This is a genomic window from Blautia sp. DFI.3.45, from assembly GCF_020593505.1.
GTDB classification, from domain to species: domain Bacteria; phylum Bacillota; class Clostridia; order Lachnospirales; family Lachnospiraceae; genus Blautia_A; species Blautia_A wexlerae.
Genome location: NZ_JAJDMI010000024.1, coordinates 15394 through 32711, shown reverse-complemented (window position 1 = coordinate 32711; position 17318 = coordinate 15394). Strand labels below are relative to the sequence as shown.

Here is a 17318-nt window from a genome sequence, read left to right as displayed (position 1 = left end):
GAAAGTATTCTGGCATCTATGGTTTTGTTATTCACCACAAGTTCCTCCTCTATCCTAATCAATTGCGCGTACACCTTCTACATAAATATCGATCTTATCAATCTCCATTCCTGTAAAGGCCTCGACTTTATATTTGACATTGCTGACAAGGTTGTCTGCAATTGTACTTATATTCACGCCATATGCCACAATAACGTGGAAATTCAGGCGGATTTTATTGTCCTCTGTAATTCTGACGCTGATGCCATGTTTCAGGCTGTTCTTTCCAAGAAGCTTTACCAGTCCGTCCTTCATACTGACTGCAGCCATGCCTACGATACCAAAACATTCTACAGCAACGCTTCCTGCGTAGGTTGCGATTACATCTGTGTCAATTATGATCTGACCTAATCCGGAATCTATACGTCCATTCATATGGTTACCTCCAATGCTCATTATTGTATGTAAGTGTATTATAACCTCTTTTCACAGAAAAAGAAATATAATTTTTGAGTTTTTTCCTTTTTTTGCTTGCAAAAGCACAATTCATCTGTTACAATGTAATCTGTTGAACACAAGGTTACTGTTCAGACGCTATGCACACAGCACGACAGTAACAATAAAGCGTCAAGGAGGTGCTATCATGGCTAAATGTGCAATCTGTGAGAAAGCTGCTCATTTCGGAAATAATGTAAGTCATTCACATAGAAGATCCAATAAAATGTGGAAATCTAACGTAAAATCCGTTAAAATCAAGACTGCTGAGGGTGGAGCTAGAAAGACATATGTATGTACTTCTTGCTTAAGATCCGGTAAAGTAGAAAGAGCATAATAACACCATTACCCCTGTTGTAACAGGGGTATTTTTTTGCAAAAAAGACTGTCCCTCTGTTCAGATATTCTTTACCGAATATTCTGCCTGAGCTGACAGTCTTTTTTTATTTCATATGTCAAACGGGATATTCGCAATCTTCTGTAAAGTTAATGACAGAAAAGATGATATCCCAACAACAGGAAAACTCCGGCCGAAACCACCAGAACCACATTTTCTGCGATCAGCATCCCGATTATCATCCCAATCCCTATGAAAAACAGCATAAAGCCGAACAGCTTTTCCAATTCTTCTGCACCTTTTTCATCGGTTTGCTATAGTCTATGCAAAAATTATTTTTCTGATTCGCCGACAGATTCTTCGTCACCTTTTCCGGAGGTAAAACGGTCTACAAAATCCGGAACCATATCAAGGATCTTGGTGAGACCATCCTGATTTTTCACATTGACCAGCTTTGTTGTTCCATTCTGGATCACAAGCACTGCACAGGGAGTCATCTTTCCTGCCATTCCGCCGCCGCCGTTATCCTTCTTCTCTCCGGAAAAAGCACCGGCACCTACACCGAAAGATACATCCATCAGAGGAAGAATGATCGTATCGCCTACATGGATTGCCTCTCCTACCACTGTTTTCGCAGAAATAAAACTGTCCATTCCCTTGAATAATGAATTTACGGTTTCTTTAAAATTGTTTTCATTTGCCATGGTCATGCCCTCCTGGTTTTCCAACGTTTTATAACGTATTTTATATTTTTATTGAAATAAATACTCACTGCTGCCCGCACAGGAACAAATCCGTAGATCCTGCCTTTTGCCCTGATGTTTCCATACAGATAATTCTCACTGTCAAAACGGGGATTGATCTGTATACAGTTTTTGTGAAATGGAATTGTCATCCCAAGTACAGCAAGTGCCGCACCTGTCAGCGCCGGATCTTCAAAAGAAAAAGTAACCTGCCCTTCTATCCTTGTAGGAAAAATATGCTTAAGCAAAAATTTTCCATGTTTCCATACAAGCTTTCTGGCAGCTGTCACTCTGGGATGTTCTATAAACGCCTTCCACCAGGACACATTCTTCTTAATCTTCCCGAATGTCCTGCGGATATTTTGCAGTTTTGTACGAATCAACTGAAATATATTTCGGATCCGGTCATAGATCCTTTTTATAAAAAACTGCCTCTTCTTTAGACTATTCCGATCTGTATCATCTGCATTCAGTTCCTGCTGTCCGGATATCTGACTGTTTCTGATCCTCTCTGTATCAGCAGATGTATCTGAAGCTGAATTTCTGTCTGTTTTCAGATCCTCAGTCTCCATATTCTCTGATTTCGGGTGATCAACCACTGATTTTTTATGCTCTTCTTCCCTGTTTCCGTCTGTGCCGGATACAGATACCTTTTCTGCGCCGGATTTCTCCGGATTTTTCCCGGATTTCTTTGTTACAGCCCTCTTCTCCTGCCGTTTTTTCAACAACTTGTCTACGGGAATTCCAAACAGATGAAAGGATATCTCCATCTGCTGATCTTTCCATTCCGCTCTCAGCGAAATCCCATGAAACAGCCAGCTTACGATACCCTCTCCCTCTGTCTGTTTCCAGCCACCTTCTGCCTTGACAGCAGATGCCTTATATCTTACAGGACAGAACAGTACAAGAAGAACTGCCAGTAAAAGAAGGCCCAGCAGAATTCCCAGGATGATCAGTATAAATTTAAGGATCAGCCATAAAATATGTAACATATTCTCACCTGTTTTCTATATATTCAGCTGTTGCGAAGGTTCCCGTTTCCCTGTACATTTCATCGATCAGACTTCGCACCATCTCCAGGGCTTCCTCTTTGCCCTTCGCCATTCCTATGATCTTCGGACAGATTCCATAAAAGCTCTTCTGTATCAGCATTGCTGCAGGAATAATATCCATCAGATTCACAGGATTCTCTGACAGAGTAAGGAGATAAATGCCCAGAACCGGTTTTCCGCTGTTCAGTTTCTTTTTTATCTTCTCAGGATCCTTTACAGATTCCCCTGCAAGAAAATTCTCCTGCCATTTCAGCATCTTACACCCTCTCCCGTTTCTATAACACTTCAGTTACAGTATTTCCATTTTCTCCAAAATTTAAACCGGGCTGCGTTGCAAAAAAACACAGCCCTGTTCTCTCGTTAATAATACTTATGCTGTTTTCCCCAAAGTCCATTGCTTCTCATCTCCAGATATTCCTGATAAGCACGCTCTACGATCTGCTTCTCGTTTGAAAACCTCAGCAAATGATAGATCTCATGAAATTTATAATATCCGGAATCTACAAAAAACTCCTCTCTCTGGGGCTTACTATGATAATTATCCGCAGTCATAAGATACCAGTGTACCTCTTTGAAAACCACGTCCTCCGGAACGGTAAAGTTATATTGGCTCTTTCCGATGTATTTCACAATGGTCGCACGCACTCCAGCCTCTTCCATCACTTCCCGCAATGCTGTCTGTTCATGCGTTTCGCCTGGTTCCACTGTTCCTTTCGGCAATACCCAGCCCTCATAACGGTTCCTGTAAGATTTATACAAAGTAAGAATCTTACCCCGATGAATTACCACACCGCCACAGCTCGTTGCTTCTATCATAATGCAATCCCTCCTGTTTTGCGTGGTATTATAAACTGAGTATAGTATATCTCTTTTTTTCCAAACCCGCAAGCTATAAATATCATTTCATAACATATTACCGATTAATTAGTTACTGTTCACTCCGTTCACAGTAACGTAGCCAAAATTCATTCCAGATTGCCTGCAACATGGAATTTATTATTGCTTATCATAATAATACGCATCAAATATCTGCCCTGCGATGGGCACTGCTGCTTCACTTCCGGTACCGCCATTCTCAACAATGATCGCAACTACCAGATCCGGATCATCCACGTTGGAATAACCGATAAACCAGGAATGACTGGAACCATTCTCATCAAATTCCGCTGATCCAGTCTTGCCTGCCACTGTATATCCTCTTCCGTTCAGAGCCGATGCGGTTCCGTTTTCCACAACACCTTTCATAAGCTTTCCAAGGATATTCGCCTCATTTGTTGTCATCAGACGTTTATAGCTCTCCGGCTCTGTTGTCTTCACTGTCTCTCCATCTGAACTTACAACAGAATCAATGAGATAAGGCTTCATGAGCTCCCCGCCATTGGCGATCGCACTAGTAATCAGCGCCATATGCATAGGTGATACCAACGTATTACCCTGTCCGATGGCAGTCTGCATAACCTCTGCAACAGAAGATTTTCCATTTAATGTAAAAGTACTCTTTTTATAGGAAGAAAGCGGAAGACTCTTATTAAAAAGAAGATCCTCGGCTGTTTTTTTCAGAGAACTGCCTCCGAGCATGGTTCCGATCTCTGCAAATGCACTGTTACAGGAATTGGCAAAAGCACTGTAAAAATCTTCCTGTCCATGAACAGTTCCGCCATAGCACCTGATCGTGTGATCTTCTCTGGTAATACTTCCCTCACAGAGATAGGAAAATCCCTCCAGACTGCCCTTGGTTCTGAAATAGTCCAGGGCAGTTACCACCTTAAATGTAGATCCCGGAGGATAGGCTCCGTTTGTAGCTCTGTTCAACAGACTGCTGTCATTGGAATCATTTACCAGTGTGTCCCAGTTCTGGGAAATAGTATTCGGGTCAAAGTCCGGTCTGCTCATTTCCACCAGAATCTTACCTGTAGAGGGTTCTATGGCAACAACCGCCCCTCTCCTGTCACCAAGTGCATTATAGGCAGTTGACTGAAGATCTGCGTTTAACGTCGTGATCACAGAATCACCCGTATTTTTCTGATTCTTAAACTCATTTTTCATCTGGTTCAGGAAAAATTCATGAGAAGTCAGAAGCTGGAAGTTCGCCTCTGATTCCAGTCCGCTTTTTCCATTAGTGTCATATCCGACTACATGAGCGAACATATTTGCATAGGGATAAGTACGTTCCTCTGTTCCGTCTTCGTAAACATTGGTCTGGGCAAGCACCTGCCCATCTGCAGATATGATCTTACCTCTTACAACCCTGTCTGAAAAAGTATCCTGCCTTGTATTATAGGGACTATTGATAAAATCATCGCTCTTTGCATAATTAAAGTAGATCAGATATCCGATCATACTGACAAAGATCAGCACAAAAAAGCAGGATACCAGTGTATACTCTCTGTTACGGGGCCTTCTCTTTTCAGAAATCTCCCGGGCTTTGCGCTTCTGGCGCTTCTTCAACTCTCTGCGCCGTTCCTTTTCTTCGATATCTCTCAATTTCTTCGTCCTCATCTTCTCTCAAAATATACAATCCCTGAATAATCGCCAGCATCAGTACTGTACACGCGACAGAACTTCCTCCATAGCTGACCAGAGGAAGAGTTACACCTGTCATAGGGATAAATTTCGTTGCTCCGCCAATTGTCAGAAATACCTGAAATGCATATTCCGTACCAAGTCCAAGTGCGATCAGTTTGTAGAATGGTTTCTTAATCTTAAGCGCAATATTTACGATCATCAAAAAGAAACTCATACATACCAGGATCAGGCAGATTGCAAAAATCCCACCCAGTTCCTCACAGATTGCACTGAATATAAAGTCATTCTTGACAACAGGGATCTTCTCAGGCGAACCCTGACACAATCCCATTCCAAACCATCCGCCGGTTCCAATGGCAAACAGTGACTGGACGATCTGGTATCCTTCATTCTGATATACCGCCATGGGATCCTTCCAGGCTGTCACTCTCTGACGCACATGGCCAAACAGATGATATGCGACAACTGCCCCTGCAGATCCGCCTGCAAGACCAAGTGCCAGATATCCCACATTTCTGGATGCCACATAAATCATCACAAGATATGCCGCAAAGAAGATCACTGCACTTCCAAGGTCTCTGGAAAGTACAAGAATCCCCACATGCAGTCCCGCCACTACCGTAGCCTGGATCACTTTTGAAAAATCAGCACCTTTTCTCAGCAATGCCGCCATAAAGAACACAAATGTAATCTTTATCGCCTCTGAAGGCTGGATTCCCATCAGGGAAAGTTTTGCTCCATAGCTTGTCTTTGCAAGCACAAATACCGCCGCCAGCAAAACGATTCCGATTCCCGCATAAACCCATGTCAGGTCCTTGAGAAATTTCATCTTCCTGATCAGGACAGGTACAATCAATGCCACCACATTCACGCCTGCCACGATCACCAGCTGTCTGGTAGCTGTGGAAACATCCAGCCTGCACAGCATAATAAATCCTACGCTGAGAAGCATGCACATATTGTTGAGCAGTAAAATCGATGCTTTCTTATAAAAAATCCTGTACAAAATCTGGATTCCCGCAAAAAATGCCATCATTTCGATATAAAATAACACGACCTGAAACTTACCTGTCTTCAGGTAGATGACCAGAAACGCAGTGAAATCCATAAAAAAGATAAGCATCAGCTGCTGGCGCAGCGATTCGTTTCTCTCCTCCTCACTCTGCTGTTTCACCAGATAGAAACAGTGAAAGGCATAAATCACCATCAGGGTAAGGATCACATACTTGGATAATTCTACAATTACATTAATCATATGCCTTACTCGGCTCCTCTTTTAAAATGTCCCTTTGTATATTCCCGTTTCGGAGGATTCTTCCCATCACGATAAACAACTCTGAACTCTTCATATATCTTCACCGCATCCTGAGGCTTCTCAATGGTAAATGCAAGTCTCAGGGAAGAGACACCAAGTCTGTCTATTTGTGATTTCTCTTTCAACAGGCCGTAAGGGATACTGTTGTAAATGATATTATAGCAGGGTATACAGAAATCTGTATTCTCAGTTTTCCATGGGTTACATATACATTTCGCCGTAAATTCTTTATTGTAACGGTCTTTTAAAGTTACCCCTTCTTCCTTATGATTACATCCGTAAAGATTTTTATGCACACACTGGGCCGATATCATAAGAGGCAGATATCCGTAGATCAGCATCTCGCTGTCCCGGTTATCTCTGTGGCGGATTTCCCCTTCGTTCAGCTCAAGCGGTACCGTATTTCTGAGGACTTTCTGATCTTTCCAGAAATCAGCAGCTTCATCATTCCATGTATACATACCGTGATCCAGAACACATTTCTCAGCCAGACCTGCCTTTCGCAGAACTGCAAAAGTCTCCAGATTTCTTACCAGAAATCCTGTCATTCCTCTGTCCATCCACTCTCTGATCCTGGTGAGAAGCTCCCGGGGCATCTCACCTCTCATAATATGCGGAAGAGACAGATACATCTCCATTCCTCTGCTTACACAGTCATCCAGGCAGACCTCCATGGCATCAGCGTTCAGATACATTCCATGTATCCCCTCTCTTTTATATAACGCCAGTGCAGTGGATTTTTCTTCACAGGAAATATAAATCGGAAGATTTTTCTGCTTTGGCGAATCTGCTTTTCTTCCGGCATCCTCTGATAAGCGTTTCTTCCCATTATTTTCTTCTCTCTTATATGGTTTGAGCAATTCATTTTCCAGAGATTCCAGTGCCTCTCTTCTCGCCTCATTCAGCATTTTCATCGGGATAAAAATATTCTCATCCATCTGGATTTCCAGATTTTCCCACTCATATTCTGTATTTCCAAGCTTCTCCATCTGTGAACGGATGCGCTCCTCTGTCAGCGGCTGGTTCTGCGCATACTGTACCTCACCCACAGACGCAGATCCATGGATTCCCCTGCATGACACATCCAGTATAGCAGGACTTCCCGGAAAAAGAATGAATGTTCCCTGAATTTTTTCTTTCTTTTTTCTTAATACAGGACTGACATCTCCTGTTTTCTTCTCATTGCTGAATGCCATCATGGACGGACCATTCTGCATCTGATAATAACCGGTACAGGAACCTCCCCTGTTAAACAGATCCAGCAGATATCTCTTATCCTCCTCTGCTACCCTGTAATTCTCAGCTCCCTTCTCAAAAAGAAGATCCAGGTACTTCCGATATACAGAAGTTACCCCTGCTGTATATCCCGGCTGCTTCATCCTGCCCTCTATCTTAAGAGAAGTAACACCAGCCTCCAGAATCTGCGGAAGAATCTCTATCGTAGAAATATCTTTCAGACTCAGAGGACATAGTTCTTGCGCTTTCCTTTTCTCTGACCGTCTGCCATTTTCCCCGCAACAAAGCGCTGTCTGGTAAGGCAGACGGCAAGGCTGTGCACACCTTCCTCTGTTACCGCTTCTTCCACCCAGGATACTGCTCATCAGGCACTGTCCCGAATAACTGTAACATAAAGCTCCATGGATAAAAGATTCAATCTCGATAGGACTTGTCTCATGCATCCTCCGGATTTCCTCAAGGGAAAGTTCTCTGGCAGTTACCACTCTGGAAGCACCCTGTTCTTCCAGAAACTTCATCCCCTCCGGACCTGTCACAGTCATCTGCGTGCTGGCATGAAGATGCATACCCGGAAACATCTCCCTGATCATCTTAAACACACCCATATCCTGAACGATCACCGCATCCAGACCTTCCTTATAATATGGAAGCAGATAATCATACAACTGTTCAGACAGTTCCCTGTTCTTCAACAGCGTATTCACTGTCAGATAAAGTTTCCTGCCATGGATATGAGCAGTATCAATGGCACGCAAAAGCTCTTCCTCTCCGAAATTCTTCGCATAGGCCCGCGCGCCAAAGGCTGCTCCCCCTACATAAACCGCATCTGCACCTGCACCGATCGCTGCCTCAAATCCCTCATAGGAACCGGCAGGTGCCAGAAGTTCAATCTCTTCTCTTCTCAATTCTATACCTCACGTTTTCTATAACAGTCATCTTAAATGCATTATTTATGAGCATTGCTATAATATTCAAATCGAATACATATGAAACAAATCATAAAGGGGAAATCACCGAAGTAATCCCCCCTCTGTTATTTCAGCAGCTCATCAATCTGCTTTTCCAGTTCCTTATTCTTTCCCTCCAGAAGGCTCTTCTGTTCCAGGGCTTCCTGTTCATGCTTCTGCGCTTCCTCAATCTGCATACGAAGCGAGATCAGCTCATGCTTCAGATCATACATCTCCTGATCCTTCTGCTGTAAATCCTGTTCAAAAACCTCCGCCTGTTTCTTTGCCTTAAAATAGTCATCTGTAATATTCAGGCTGATAAGTGTATGCTTGGTCTCCATGGGCTGTCTGCTGTAACCCGGCATAGCACTTAACTCATCCATCTTTTTATTTATATAGGATGCTACTTTCTGAAAATATTCTTCCGATTCATAGCCTCCCAGCGTAATAATCTTACCACCTATGATTACCTTTGCTGTATTTTTGACCGCCATCCGTACGAGCCTCCTGTATCTTCCTTCAATCTGCCCGGAACCCCGGACATTTACTTCATTATACTCGAAAGCAGTCGAAATGTATAGGAATTTTTAAAAAACTTTTACTTTTTTATATTTTTACGCCCTTAACTTCAGTTTTTCTCCGGCATCTGATAGCCCAGATGCTCATACGCAAGCGCCGATGCCATACGTCCTCTCGGCGTACGGTTCAGGAATCCATTCTGCAGCAGATAAGGCTCATACACATCCTCCAGCGTACCGGAATCCTCCCCTATCGCCGCAGCCAGAGTCTCCAGTCCCACAGGACCACCCTGAAAATTCACGATCATAGTCTGAAGAATCCTTCTGTCAATCTTATCCAGACCATACTGATCCACTTCCAGAAGATTCAGCGCAAAACACGCCACATCATAAGTAATCCGTCCATCATACTTCACCTGCGCAAAATCACGAACCCTCTTCAGCAGACGGTTGGCAAGCCTCGGAGTTCCCCTGGATCTCTTGGCAATCTCAGCCGCACCCTTCTCATCAATCTCCACTCCAAGAACCTGAGCAGAACGGATGATGATCGTCTTAAGCTCCTCATGAGTATAAAACTCCAGATGATGCATCACACCAAAACGGTCACGAAGAGGTGCAGACAAAAGTCCTGCCCTGGTAGTCGCCCCCACCAGTGTAAACTTCGGCAGATCCAGACGTATAGACCTGGCAGAAGCTCCCTTCCCGATCATAATATCAATAGCATAATCCTCCATAGCAGGATAAAGGACCTCCTCCACCTGCCTGTTCAGGCGGTGGATCTCATCCACAAACAGAATATCTCCCTCCTGCAGATTATTAAGGATCGCAGCCATCTCCCCCGGCTTCTCAATAGCCGGCCCGGAAGTCACCTTCATATGAACCCCCATCTCATTGGCAATAATCCCCGAAAGAGTAGTCTTACCAAGCCCCGGAGGACCATAAAACAAAACATGATCCAATGCATCATGCCTCTGCTTCGCAGCCTCTATATAAACCTTCAAAGTACTCTTGGTCTTCTCCTGACCAATATAATCATCCAACGTCTGCGGCCGGAGATTCCCCTCCAGAGAAAAATCCTCCTCCGTCACATCCGTAGTTATAATACGTTTCTCCATCTGTTACCCATCCTAACCTATAACAATTCTATAACAATACAGGCAATCCAATCTACCAGAGCGTAAAGTCCTGCTTCAGTTAAAAATTCTTCAGTGCAGCCTTCAAAAGACCTTCCACATCATCCGGCGGCACATCCGTAACCTTACGCACCGCACGAAGCGCATCCGCACTGCTGTATCCCAGCGCAACCAGAGCCTCAACAGCTTCCTGCCTGCCATCCGAAACCCCACCGGCTCCCACTGCTGCCCTCTCCTGCTCATGAGCCAGCTTAAATTCAAACGCATCCTCCAGCTTCATCTTATCCTTCAGCTCAAGAATCAGCTTCTGAGCCGTCTTCTTCCCGATACCCGGAGCCTTCGACAACGTCTTCACATCATCCGAAAGAATTGCAAACCTCAATTCATCCGCCGTAATCCCCGCCAGAACCCCCAGCGCAGCCTTCGGCCCCACACCATTCACGCCAAGAAGCAGCTTAAACATCTGCAGATCATCCTTAGCCCTAAACCCATACAGCTTCATGGCATCCTCTCTCACACTAAAATAAGTATGGACCTTCACATCCTCCCCCATACGAATCTCAGACAAATCTGCCCCCGTCATATATATCTCATAACCAATCCCCCCGGCCTCAACAACCACCGAGCTCTCAGTCATATCCACAGCCATTCCATGAACAAACGCAATCATGATACATCCTCCGTCCCAAATTCATCACTTCCGATTCATCATACCACATCCCACCCCATAACGCAAACATATATTCGCGTCCCTTAATCGAAAAAAAAGAACCGCCATGCCTTCACACAGCAGTTCTTCCTCCCATTACTGAATAATATGTCTCGGACAAACCTCTTTACAAGCCCCACAATTCGTACACTTACTATAATCAATATGCGCACAGAAATTATCAACCGTAATCGCCCCATTCGGGCAAGTCTTCTCACACTTCTTACATCCGATACAGCCAACCTCACACGCAGAAGTAACAGCCTTACCTTTCGCATGAGAACTACACTGCACAAACGTAGTCTGCTCATAGGGCACAAGCTCGATCAGATGCTTCGGACACTTGGCAACACACTTACCGCAGGCCTTACAAGCCTCCTTATCAACAACCGCCACACCGTTCACAACATCAATCGCCCCAAACGGACAGGCCTTCACGCAGCTTCCAAAACCAAGGCATCCATAAGTACAGGACTTCGCACCACCACCGGGAATGAAAGCCATCATCTCACAGTCTTCCACACCTGTATACTCATAATTATCCTTCGTCTTCTCACAGGTACCCGCACACTTCACATACGCCACCTGACGGGTAGTCTCCACAACTTCCTGTCCCATGATCGCTGCGATTACTTTTCCGACAGGCTCACCGCCTACCGGACATCCATTTACAGGTGCCTCACCTTTGGCGATCGCTGCTGCCAGACCATCACAGCCGGGATAACCACAGCCACCGCAGTTATTACCGGGAAGCGCCTCACGAACAGCAACTTCCTTCTCATCCACTTCCACAGCAAACTTCTTACCGGCAACGCCAAGGAAAACACCGATAAAAAGGCCTACTGCCGCAACCAGTACAGTTGCCGCGATAATTGCTCCTATATTCATACCAGTCCCCTCCTTAAATCAGTCCTGAAAATCCGAAGAAGGCAATTGCCATCAGTCCGGCTGTCAGCAGAACTGTAGGGAATCCCTGGAAGGATTTTGGAATGTCATTGTATGCGATTTTCTCACGGATACCAGCCATCAGCACGATGGAAATAGTAAAGCCCACTGCTGTTGCAAATCCGTTCACTGTTCCCTGAAGAACATTATACTCTTTCTGCACGTTTGTAAGGGCAACGCCAAGAACCGCACAGTTTGTTGTGATCAGTGGAAGATACACACCAAGTGCCTGATACAGGGAAGGCATTGTCTTCTTAAGAAACATCTCTACAAACTGTACCAGCGCCGCGATCAGCAGGATGAATACGATAGTCTGCAGATAAGTCAGGTTCGTAGGAACCAGGATAGCATTGTAAATAATACCTGTCACAAAAGATGACAGTGTAATAACGAAGATGATCGCACCGCCCATGCCGGCTGCTGTCTCAACACTCTTGGAAACACCAAGGAAAGGACAGAGGCCAAGGAACTGGCTGAGGACTACGTTATTTACAATCGCTGAGCTTACAAGTATGATCAAAAGTTCTTTCATAATCCATTACCCCCTTTTTCCCTTACACATGGTATTGCCACAGGCTGCACAGCTTCCGCCGCAATCAGGATTACTTGGATCAATGCCACGTTTGGCTGCACCGATTTTGAATTTGTTCTGTAATGCAGAAAGCGCTGCCAGAACAAAGAATGCTCCGGGTGCCAGGATAAAGATTGTGATCGGTTCATAACCAGCCTTACCTGCTGCAGCATCTGCCAGAGGAAGGATCTGATGTCCGAACAGAGAACCTGCGCCGATCAGCTCACGTACTGCACCGATACAGGTGATACTTAAGGTAAATCCAAGACCCATACCAATACCATCAAACAGAGAGGCAATCTGTTTATTCTTGGATGCATATGCTTCTGCACGTCCAAGGATGATACAGTTAACCACGATCAGAGGAATATAGATTCCAAGGGAGTCATACAGACTTGGGATAAATCCCTGTAAAAGAAGCTGTACAACTGTTACAAAGGAAGCAACAACTACGATAAATGCAGGCATACGCACTCTGTCCGGAATAAAGTTTCTCAGAAGAGAGATCATTAAGTTGGATGCTGCAAGGATCACTGTTGTAGTAAGTCCCATTCCGATACCATTGGTTGCAGATGTGGTGATAGCCAGTGTAGGACACATACCAAGCATCAGTACAAAGGTAGGATTTTCTTTGATGATTCCGTTATATAAACGTTCAGCAGGTGTGTTTGGTTTCATCACTGATTTCCCCCTTTCTCATACTGGAATGCACATAATCCGGCATTAACACCGTTTGTCATGGCATTCGTTGTAATAGTGGCACCACTTAACGCATCGATCTGATCATCCGCTGTGGCACCGGTCTTTGTATATTCAAATTTGTCTACGTTCTTATCTTTGAACTGATCCTTAAATGCATCTGTGTTTGCTCTCATACCAAGACCTGCGGTCTCACCGATAGAAAGAATGGAAATTCCATTTAAGGTACCGTCATCCTGGATACCCATTGCAAACTGGATATCTCCGCCGTAACCCTCGGAAGTGGTTACTGTAAATGCATATCCCAGTTCATTGCCTGAAGCATCCTTGGCAAGCATAGTCTCATCTATGGACTGTGCTGCATATCCGTTCTCATCCAGATAAGACTGCATGGCATCCGCATCCACATCCACTGTCTCAAAGCTGTCCGCATCTGCAAATACTGCCTTATACGCATCCTGTTTCGCCTGTGCTTCCTGCTTTGCAATAGGATCTGCCGTAATATCCTGGACTACACCAAGGGCAAGTCCTGCCACCAGTGTGATCACTGTAATGGCTATGGTATCTTTGATAATTCTGTTACTCATGCCTTTTTGCCCCCTTTCCCAAATGCCGGGTGACGAGTCACACGTTCGATCATCGGAACTAACAGGTTGCAGAAAATGATCGCATAGGATACGCCCTCTGCGGAACCGCCGAAGAGACGGAAGACCGCAGTCAGTACACCAAGACAGACACCGTATACATACTGTCCTCTTGGTGTGATCGGTGTTGTGACATAGTCTGTAGCCATAAACCATGCACCAAGCATAAGACCACCGCCGAAGATGTGGCTGAACAGATAGTTCACGTCAAATCCCTTGCCTGTTCCAAGCATGTAAAGGATTACAAATACTGCGAAACTTCCAATATAGGTAAGCGGAATCTTCAGATCGATCACCTTGAAAACCAGAAGGATTGCTGCTCCGATCAGGATCGCAAGGGCAGAAGTCTCACCGATAGTTCCCTGGATATCACCGATAAACATATGTAATACAGATACAGAACTGTCTGTAAATCCATTCTGTTTCAGAGCTGCCAGAGGAGTTGCACCGGATACAGTATCTACCACACCTCTGAAGCTGTCGCTTACTGCGAAATCTGTCATCTTTCCTGCGAAAGAGATCATCAGGAAACATCTTCCTGCAAGTGCCGGGTTCATGAAGTTCTGTCCCAGACCACCGAAGAGCTGTTTTACAACGATGATCGCAAATGCACTGCCAAGTACAGGCATCCAGAGCGGAATTGATGCAGGCATATTTAATGCAAGTAATAAACCTGTAACAACTGCACTGAAGTCTGTAATTGTGTTCTTCTTATGCATCAGCTTGTCATAAATCCACTCAAAGAATACACTGGAAGCGACGGTGATCACTACTACCAGTAAGGCACGAAGGCCAAAATTATAAATTCCAAACAGTGTGGTCGGCAGAAGCGCCAGTACCACAAGCTGCATGATTTTGCTTGTTGTCATCTTATCCCGGACATGGGGATTGGATGATACATGTAACATCTGATCCATTACGATGTCCCCCTTTTACTTTTTCTTACGGCTTGCCAGAACCATCTTACGCATAGATTTGATCATCTGGGTCAGCGGACGCTTGGCAGGGCAGATATAACTGCAGCAGCCACATTCGCAGCACTCCATACCATCAAATTTCTGGAAGCTCTCCATGTCACCATGCTCTGCAAAGGTTGCAAGTCTTGCAGGAATGACATGGCCGGGACAGACTCCTACACATCTGCCGCAGTTAATGCATGCAGTCTGTTCGGCATCTGCCACATCATCCTTCTCCAGACAGAGACATGCGGAACTTGTCTTAATACATGGTACATGAGTGTCATACATGGCAAATCCCATCATAGGACCACCTGAAATTACTTTGGATACATTGTCTGTCAGTCCGCCGGCAGCTTCAATCAGCTCTGCCATATCTGTTCCGGAAAGGACATCAAAGTTCTGCGGATTCTTAATCCCCTGTCCTGTTACTGTCACGATACGGTCCATAACAGGTTTTCCAAGGATAACGGCTTCATAAACAGCAATTACGGTATCTACGTTATCAACTACGCATCCTGCATCTGCCGGAAGCATGGCAGAGTTGATCTCTCTGTCTGTGACAGCCTTGATCAGGAAACGCTCACCACCCTGTGGGTACTTGGTCATCAGCTCTGCTACTTCAATACGTGGAATATCTTTTACCATTTCTTTCAGTTTCGCAATACAGTCAGGCTTGTTATCCTCAATACAGATGTATCCCTTCGCATTGTCAAAGAGCTTCAGCATAACTCTTAAGCCCTCGATCAGCTTCTCAGAGTCATCCAGCATTCTTCTGTAGTCACTGGTAAGATAGGGTTCACACTCGGCACCGTTTACAAGGATATGATCGATCTTGTCCGGTTCCTTTGGCGCAAGCTTTACCTGTGTGGGGAATCCGGCGCCGCCCATTCCCACAACTCCGCCTTCTTTAATTCTCGCCAGAATTTCCTCTTTCGAAAGATCTTCCAGACGTGCAGGAGTAAATTCCACACTTTCATACTGCTGGTCATTCTCAATGATAATGGAATTGACCATAGAACCTGTTGCTGTCAGGCGCGGTTCGATTCCTTTTACCGTACCGGAAACAGACGAATGGATCGGTGATGAGACAAACCCCGCAGCATCTGCGATCTTCTGTCCTGCGAGCACATGGTCTCCCTTCTGAACTATCGCTGCAGCCGGAGCACCGATATGCTGGGAAAGAGGATATACCATATCTCCCTTTGGCAGATATTTCACTACCGGACTGTTCTTGGATAATTCTTTTCCGTCATAAGGATGAACACCACCCTTAAAGGTTAAAATTCCCATTTCGTTCCCTCCTTTTATATTAAGCACCACCAAAGTGCTCTATTTTTGATAAAATCCATATACTTTTTTGTACATTTTTATCAACCTGTTTATAATATAAACCATTTTTTCAAAAAAAGCACTACCCAAATTTCATTTTCTTGTGTATAATTGAATACAATTTCAGAAAGGAAAAATTATTAACATGATTGTTAAAAAAATGCCCATTTTACAAGGGTTTCCAGACTTTGAGACTGTTAAATTTTTCACCGGAAAATTCTTCCAAAAATACAATTTTACACCTGTTTTTTACGACATTGAAACCACCGGATTATCAAGAAATTCCACGTATTTATACCTGATCGGAGCTGTTGGAATTGAAGATGAAACTTGGAATTTTTATCAATGGATGGCGGAAAATGCAAGTGAAGAAGAGACAATTCTGAGAATTTTTTCACAATTTCTTCAGCAATGTAATTTGCTGATTTCCTACAACGGAGACCGCTTCGACCAGCCATATCTGGAAGCACGATATGAAAAATATGGAATTCCCTCTCCGTTTACGGGAAAACAGTCGCTGGATCTCTACCTGACATTAAAACCGTTAAAGTCACTTTTAAAACTGTCTGCCATGAAGCAGCCCTGCATGGAAGAATTTCTGGGGATCAAAGACAGGATTTATGATAATGGTAAGGAATGCATTAAACTTTACAAAGATTTTCTGAAAAAAAGAGATGCCTTTACAGCTGATGAAATCCTTGGACATAACCTGGAGGATGTGCTGGGACTTGGAAGAATTTTTGATATGCTGGGATATCTTTGCATCTATGATGGAGATTATGAAGTTACATACAGCGAATTTGACGGAGACAACCTGATCCTGAAGCTGAAGCTCCCCTGCACACTGCCACAGGAATTTTCCAATGGAAACACCGACTTCTATCTGACAGGAAAAGACGAAGAAATCAATTTAATTATCAAAACAACTGACGGGAAACTGAAACAATACTATGCAGATTATAAGGATTACTATTATCTCCCGGAGGAGGATACGGTTATCCCGAAATCTCTCGGATCCGGAATTGACAGAAAGCACCGGAAAGCAGCAACCAGAAATACCTGTTACACCTGGTTTACCTGCTCCGATGCCTTCCTCAGTTCTCCCGTACAGCAGAAGCAATATCTGACATATACGCTTTCCTGTCTGATTGGAACTCTAGAATGCGTCTGAAAAATCCTCT

19 protein-coding genes are annotated in these 17318 nt (G+C 44.4%); 2 read left to right on the top strand and 17 right to left on the bottom strand.

The genetic code is table 11. The features are described 5' to 3' along the window. Positions 1–54 precede the first annotated feature (54 nt). Positions 55–414, bottom strand: a complete 360-nt coding sequence (locus tag LJE09_RS10035) for an Asp23/Gls24 family envelope stress response protein (RefSeq protein WP_020993850.1) — start codon at positions 412–414, stop codon at positions 55–57. Positions 415–622: 208 nt separating this feature from the next. Between LJE09_RS10035 and rpmB the strand changes: the two genes are divergently transcribed. Next, the gene (gene rpmB, locus LJE09_RS10030) at positions 623–811 is read left to right on the top strand and encodes a 50S ribosomal protein L28 (protein WP_019161496.1); all 189 of its coding nucleotides are present in this window, start codon (positions 623–625) and stop codon (positions 809–811) included. A gap of 332 nt (positions 812–1143) precedes the next feature. Here rpmB and LJE09_RS10025 read toward each other — a convergent pair whose 3' ends face one another. The 16 genes from LJE09_RS10025 to rsxC all read right to left on the bottom strand — a co-directional run bounded on the left by LJE09_RS10025 (position 1144) and on the right by rsxC (position 16098). Next, complete coding sequence (locus LJE09_RS10025; RefSeq protein ID WP_020993849.1) at positions 1144–1515, bottom strand: GerW family sporulation protein; 372 nt, start codon at positions 1513–1515, stop codon at positions 1144–1146. Between the two features lie 2 nt (positions 1516–1517). After that, a complete protein-coding gene (locus LJE09_RS10020) occupies positions 1518–2546 on the bottom strand; it encodes a DUF2953 domain-containing protein (protein WP_055058649.1) in 1029 nt (342 codons plus the stop codon). A gap of 4 nt (positions 2547–2550) precedes the next feature. Continuing rightward, positions 2551–2862, bottom strand: coding sequence for a hypothetical protein (locus LJE09_RS10015; RefSeq protein WP_055052846.1), 312 nt, complete (start codon positions 2860–2862; stop codon positions 2551–2553). A 104-nt stretch (positions 2863–2966) separates the two neighbouring features. Continuing rightward, complete coding sequence (locus LJE09_RS10010; protein ID WP_008704324.1) at positions 2967–3422, bottom strand: NUDIX hydrolase; 456 nt, start codon at positions 3420–3422, stop codon at positions 2967–2969. Positions 3423–3602: 180 nt separating this feature from the next. After that, complete coding sequence (locus LJE09_RS10005) at positions 3603–5105, bottom strand: peptidoglycan D,D-transpeptidase FtsI family protein (protein WP_215679841.1); 1503 nt, start codon at positions 5103–5105, stop codon at positions 3603–3605. Next, entirely contained in the window at positions 5014–6387 is a 1374-nt protein-coding gene (locus tag LJE09_RS10000; RefSeq protein WP_118614695.1) for an FtsW/RodA/SpoVE family cell cycle protein, read from the bottom strand. The genes LJE09_RS10005 and LJE09_RS10000 overlap by 92 nt, the downstream gene beginning before the upstream one ends. A 5-nt stretch (positions 6388–6392) precedes the next feature. Beyond that, entirely contained in the window at positions 6393–8588 is a 2196-nt protein-coding gene (locus LJE09_RS09995) for a U32 family peptidase (protein WP_118614693.1), read from the bottom strand. Between the two features lie 128 nt (positions 8589–8716). Next, the gene (zapA, locus tag LJE09_RS09990) at positions 8717–9124 is read right to left on the bottom strand and encodes a cell division protein ZapA (RefSeq protein WP_008704329.1); all 408 of its coding nucleotides are present in this window, start codon (positions 9122–9124) and stop codon (positions 8717–8719) included. A gap of 134 nt (positions 9125–9258) precedes the next feature. Continuing rightward, positions 9259–10263, bottom strand: a complete 1005-nt coding sequence (gene ruvB / locus LJE09_RS09985) for a Holliday junction branch migration DNA helicase RuvB (RefSeq protein WP_008704331.1) — start codon at positions 10261–10263, stop codon at positions 9259–9261. Between the two features lie 79 nt (positions 10264–10342). After that, positions 10343–10951, bottom strand: coding sequence for a Holliday junction branch migration protein RuvA (gene ruvA / locus LJE09_RS09980; RefSeq protein WP_118614691.1), 609 nt, complete (start codon positions 10949–10951; stop codon positions 10343–10345). A 135-nt stretch (positions 10952–11086) separates the two neighbouring features. Then, positions 11087–11878 carry an RnfABCDGE type electron transport complex subunit B gene (locus LJE09_RS09975; RefSeq protein WP_008704333.1) on the bottom strand — a complete coding sequence of 264 codons (792 nt, stop codon included), beginning with the start codon at positions 11876–11878 and terminating at the stop codon, positions 11087–11089. 13 nt (positions 11879–11891) lie between these two features. After that, positions 11892–12467: an electron transport complex subunit RsxA gene (rsxA, locus tag LJE09_RS09970; protein WP_008704334.1), complete on the bottom strand. Its 576-nt coding sequence runs from the start codon at positions 12465–12467 to the stop codon at positions 11892–11894. 6 nt (positions 12468–12473) lie between these two features. Further along, positions 12474–13184, bottom strand: a complete 711-nt coding sequence (gene rsxE, locus LJE09_RS09965) for an electron transport complex subunit RsxE (protein ID WP_227311282.1) — start codon at positions 13182–13184, stop codon at positions 12474–12476. After that, positions 13184–13792 (bottom strand): RnfABCDGE type electron transport complex subunit G, encoded by a 609-nt coding sequence (locus LJE09_RS09960; RefSeq protein ID WP_008704336.1) that lies wholly within the window; start codon positions 13790–13792, stop codon positions 13184–13186. Before LJE09_RS09960 ends, rsxE begins: the two co-directional genes overlap by 1 nt. Next, complete coding sequence (locus LJE09_RS09955; RefSeq protein WP_008704337.1) at positions 13789–14766, bottom strand: RnfABCDGE type electron transport complex subunit D; 978 nt, start codon at positions 14764–14766, stop codon at positions 13789–13791. Before LJE09_RS09955 ends, LJE09_RS09960 begins: the two co-directional genes overlap by 4 nt. Positions 14767–14781: 15 nt before the next feature. Then, positions 14782–16098, bottom strand: coding sequence for an electron transport complex subunit RsxC (rsxC, locus tag LJE09_RS09950; RefSeq protein ID WP_008704338.1), 1317 nt, complete (start codon positions 16096–16098; stop codon positions 14782–14784). A 184-nt stretch (positions 16099–16282) separates the two neighbouring features. Between rsxC and LJE09_RS09945 the strand changes: the two genes are divergently transcribed. Then, positions 16283–17308, top strand: coding sequence for a ribonuclease H-like domain-containing protein (locus LJE09_RS09945; RefSeq protein WP_062807658.1), 1026 nt, complete (start codon positions 16283–16285; stop codon positions 17306–17308). Positions 17309–17318 lie beyond the last annotated feature (10 nt).

Bases quoted from the DNA above. Each gene is read 5' to 3' on its own strand.
- LJE09_RS10035 (WP_020993850.1), bottom strand. From the start codon at position 414: ATGAATGGACGTATAGATTCCGGATTAGGTCAGATCATAATTGACACA.
- rpmB (WP_019161496.1), top strand. From the start codon at position 623: ATGGCTAAATGTGCAATCTGTGAGAAAGCTGCTCATTTCGGAAATAAT.
- LJE09_RS10025 (WP_020993849.1), bottom strand. From the start codon at position 1,515: ATGGCAAATGAAAACAATTTTAAAGAAACCGTAAATTCATTATTCAAG.
- LJE09_RS10020 (WP_055058649.1), bottom strand. From the start codon at position 2,546: ATGTTACATATTTTATGGCTGATCCTTAAATTTATACTGATCATCCTG.
- LJE09_RS10015 (WP_055052846.1), bottom strand. From the start codon at position 2,862: ATGCTGAAATGGCAGGAGAATTTTCTTGCAGGGGAATCTGTAAAGGAT.
- LJE09_RS10010 (WP_008704324.1), bottom strand. From the start codon at position 3,422: ATGATAGAAGCAACGAGCTGTGGCGGTGTGGTAATTCATCGGGGTAAG.
- LJE09_RS10005 (WP_215679841.1), bottom strand. From the start codon at position 5,105: ATGAGGACGAAGAAATTGAGAGATATCGAAGAAAAGGAACGGCGCAGA.
- LJE09_RS10000 (WP_118614695.1), bottom strand. From the start codon at position 6,387: ATGATTAATGTAATTGTAGAATTATCCAAGTATGTGATCCTTACCCTG.
- zapA (WP_008704329.1), bottom strand. From the start codon at position 9,124: ATGGCGGTCAAAAATACAGCAAAGGTAATCATAGGTGGTAAGATTATT.
- ruvB (WP_008704331.1), bottom strand. From the start codon at position 10,263: ATGGAGAAACGTATTATAACTACGGATGTGACGGAGGAGGATTTTTCT.
- ruvA (WP_118614691.1), bottom strand. From the start codon at position 10,951: ATGATTGCGTTTGTTCATGGAATGGCTGTGGATATGACTGAGAGCTCG.
- LJE09_RS09975 (WP_008704333.1), bottom strand. From the start codon at position 11,878: ATGAATATAGGAGCAATTATCGCGGCAACTGTACTGGTTGCGGCAGTA.
- rsxA (WP_008704334.1), bottom strand. From the start codon at position 12,467: ATGAAAGAACTTTTGATCATACTTGTAAGCTCAGCGATTGTAAATAAC.
- rsxE (WP_227311282.1), bottom strand. From the start codon at position 13,184: ATGAAACCAAACACACCTGCTGAACGTTTATATAACGGAATCATCAAA.
- LJE09_RS09960 (WP_008704336.1), bottom strand. From the start codon at position 13,792: ATGAGTAACAGAATTATCAAAGATACCATAGCCATTACAGTGATCACA.
- LJE09_RS09955 (WP_008704337.1), bottom strand. From the start codon at position 14,766: ATGGATCAGATGTTACATGTATCATCCAATCCCCATGTCCGGGATAAG.
- rsxC (WP_008704338.1), bottom strand. From the start codon at position 16,098: ATGGGAATTTTAACCTTTAAGGGTGGTGTTCATCCTTATGACGGAAAA.
- LJE09_RS09945 (WP_062807658.1), top strand. From the start codon at position 16,283: ATGATTGTTAAAAAAATGCCCATTTTACAAGGGTTTCCAGACTTTGAG.